Source organism: Cellulosimicrobium cellulans (assembly GCF_042723955.1).
GTDB lineage: Bacteria > Actinomycetota > Actinomycetes > Actinomycetales > Cellulomonadaceae > Cellulosimicrobium > Cellulosimicrobium cellulans_H.
In genome coordinates this window covers 1,499-5,002 of sequence record NZ_JBHXIC010000155.1, presented here as the reverse complement: position 1 = coordinate 5,002, position 3,504 = coordinate 1,499, and the positions used below count along the sequence as shown (strand labels likewise).

At 58.7% G+C, this 3,504-nt stretch carries 2 rRNA genes (1 of these 2 running past the window's edge); both read left to right on the top strand.

The window, feature by feature from the left end:
* A 16S ribosomal RNA gene (locus tag ACFWH7_RS20740) occupies positions 1-1,336 on the top strand; the annotation flags it as partial.
* A gap of 453 nt (positions 1,337-1,789) precedes the next feature.
* Positions 1,790-3,504 (top strand): 23S ribosomal RNA (locus tag ACFWH7_RS20735) (it continues 1,491 nt past the right edge of the window).

The window sequence follows — 3,504 nt, the reverse complement described above, 5'->3', positions numbered from 1 at the left end:
TCGCATGGGGGTGGTTGGAAAGTTTTTCGGTCAGGGATGGGCTCGCGGCCTATCAGCTTGTTGGTGGGGTGATGGCCTACCAAGGCGACGACGGGTAGCCGGCCTGAGAGGGCGACCGGCCACACTGGGACTGAGACACGGCCCAGACTCCTACGGGAGGCAGCAGTGGGGAATATTGCACAATGGGCGAAAGCCTGATGCAGCGACGCCGCGTGAGGGATGAAGGCCTTCGGGTTGTAAACCTCTTTCAGCAGGGAAGAAGCGCAAGTGACGGTACCTGCAGAAGAAGCGCCGGCTAACTACGTGCCAGCAGCCGCGGTAATACGTAGGGCGCAAGCGTTGTCCGGAATTATTGGGCGTAAAGAGCTCGTAGGCGGTTTGTCGCGTCTGGTGTGAAAACTCGAGGCTCAACCTCGAGCTTGCATCGGGTACGGGCAGACTAGAGTGCGGTAGGGGAGACTGGAATTCCTGGTGTAGCGGTGGAATGCGCAGATATCAGGAGGAACACCGATGGCGAAGGCAGGTCTCTGGGCCGCAACTGACGCTGAGGAGCGAAAGCATGGGGAGCGAACAGGATTAGATACCCTGGTAGTCCATGCCGTAAACGTTGGGCACTAGGTGTGGGGCTCATTCCACGAGTTCCGTGCCGCAGCAAACGCATTAAGTGCCCCGCCTGGGGAGTACGGCCGCAAGGCTAAAACTCAAAGGAATTGACGGGGGCCCGCACAAGCGGCGGAGCATGCGGATTAATTCGATGCAACGCGAAGAACCTTACCAAGGCTTGACATGCACGGGAAGCCACCAGAGATGGTGGTCTCTTTGGACACTCGTGCACAGGTGGTGCATGGTTGTCGTCAGCTCGTGTCGTGAGATGTTGGGTTAAGTCCCGCAACGAGCGCAACCCTCGTCCCATGTTGCCAGCGGGTTATGCCGGGGACTCATGGGAGACTGCCGGGGTCAACTCGGAGGAAGGTGGGGATGACGTCAAATCATCATGCCCCTTATGTCTTGGGCTTCACGCATGCTACAATGGCCGGTACAAAGGGCTGCGATACCGTAAGGTGGAGCGAATCCCAAAAAGCCGGTCTCAGTTCGGATTGGGGTCTGCAACTCGACCCCATGAAGTCGGAGTCGCTAGTAATCGCAGATCAGCAACGCTGCGGTGAATACGTTCCCGGGCCTTGTACACACCGCCCGTCAAGTCACGAAAGTCGGTAACACCCGAAGCCCATGGCCCAACCGTTCGCGGGGGGAGTGGTCGAAGGTGGGACTGGCGATTGGGACTAAGTCGTAACAAGGTAGCCGTACCGGAAGGTGCGGCTGGATCACCTCCTTTCTAAGGAGCTACCAACACTCGTCTCGCCGGCTTTGCTGGTGGGTGGGTTGTTCAGGTGCCACGCCATCGCCGCACGTGTGGTGGGTGGTTGCTCATGGGTGGAACATTGACGAAAGAGTCTTCTGGTCTTGCTGGTGTCAGTACCTGCCGGTCTGCCTGGTCCTTCGGGGCCTGGTAGGTGGTGGTGGAACATCGCCGGTGGGGGTGGGAGGCTTGTCGAGCACACTGTTGGGTCCTCAGGTCACCGGCCACCGGTTGGTGGGGTACCTGGTACGGGCCGGTCCTTGGGCCACGAACCGCTCGGTCTCCTGTGGGAGGCAGGGTAGGCGGGTCTGGTGGGGGTCGGGGTCGTTGGTTGTTTGAGAACTGCACAGTGGACGCGAGCATCTTTGTAAAGATCAAGACGCACCCTTTGGGGTGTGGTTCTTGGTTCTCTGCAGTTTTGTTGTTTTTGTTGAAGTTTTTAAGGGCACAGGGTGGATGCCTTGGCACTAGGAGCCGAAGAAGGACGTCGTAGCCTGCGATAAGCCTCGGGGAGCTGGCAAACGAGCTGTGATCCGAGGGTTTCCGAATGGGGGAACCCCGCACGAGTCATGTCGTGTGACCCGCACCTGAATATATAGGGTGTGTGGAGGGAACGTCGGGAAGTGAAACATCTCAGTACCGACAGGAAGAGATATTCCGTGAGTAGTGGCGAGCGAAAGCGGATGAGGCCAAACCGGGCGCGTGTTAAAGCTGTCAGGCGTTGCGTGTTCGGGGTTGTGGGACCCTTCTGGTGGATCTGACAGTCCGCCGGGGAGTCAGAAAGTCGTGTCATAGTCGAACCGCATTGAAAGGCGGACCACAGACGGTGCGAGTCCGGTAGACGAAATGGTGCGGCCTCCCGAAGGGGATCCCAAGTAGCACGGGGCCCGAGAAATCTCGTGTGAATCTGGCAAGACCACTTGCTAAGCCTAAATACTACCTAGTGACCGATAGCGGACCAGTACCGTGAGGGAAAGGTGAAAAGTACCCCGGGAGGGGAGTGAAATAGTACCTGAAACCGTGTGCCTACAATCCGTTGGAGCCTCCTTGGTTGGGGTGACAGCGTGCCTTTTGAAGAATGAGCCTGCGAGTTAGTGCTCAGTGGCGAGGTTAACCCGTGTGGGGAAGCCGTAGCGAAAGCGAGTCCGAACAGGGCGCCCATAGTCGCTGGGTCTAGACCCGAAGCGAAGTGATCTAGCCATGGGCAGGTTGAAGCGCGGGTAAGACCGCGTGGAGGACCGAACCCACCAGGGTTGAAAACCTGGGGGATGACCTGTGGTTAGGGGTGAAAGGCCAATCAAACTTCGTGATAGCTGGTTCTCCCCGAAATGCATTTAGGTGCAGCGTCACGTGTTTCTTGCCGGAGGTAGAGCTACTGGATGGCCGATGGGCCCTACAAGGTTACTGACGTCAGCCAAACTCCGAATGCCGGTAAGTGGAAGCGTGGCAGTGAGACTGCGGGGGATAAGCTCCGTAGTCGAGAGGGAAACAGCCCAGACCACCGGCTAAGGCCCCTAAGCGTGTGCTAAGTGGGAAAGGATGTGGAGTTGCACAGACAACCAGGAGGTTGGCTTAGAAGCAGCCACCCTTGAAAGAGTGCGTAATAGCTCACTGGTCAAGTGATTCCGCGCCGACAATGTAGCGGGGCTCAAGTACACCGCCGAAGCCGTGGCATCTGCGCTCAACTCAGGCCTTCGTGGTCCAGAGGCGCAGGTGGGTAGGGGAGCGTCGTGTGGGCAGTGAAGCCGCGGGGGAACCCAGTGGTGGAGCCCACACGAGTGAGAATGCAGGCATGAGTAGCGAAAGACGGGTGAGAAACCCGTCCGCCGAATGACCAAGGGTTCCAGGGCCAGGTTAATCCGCCCTGGGTAAGTCGGGACCTAAGGCGAGGCCGACAGGCGTAGTCGATGGACAAGGAGTTGATATTCTCCTACCGGCGAAGAACCGCCCATACCGAGCCCGGTGATGCTAACCGTCCAAACCTGTCCACCGGCCCTTCGGGGCCACCGGACAGGGGCGCGCGGGACCCGAACCGGTAGTAGGTAAGCGTATTAACAGGGGTGACGCAGGAAGGTAGCCCGGCGTGGCGATGGTAGACCACGTCCAAGGCTGTAGGCCGTCTGGTAGGCAAATCCGCCAGACAA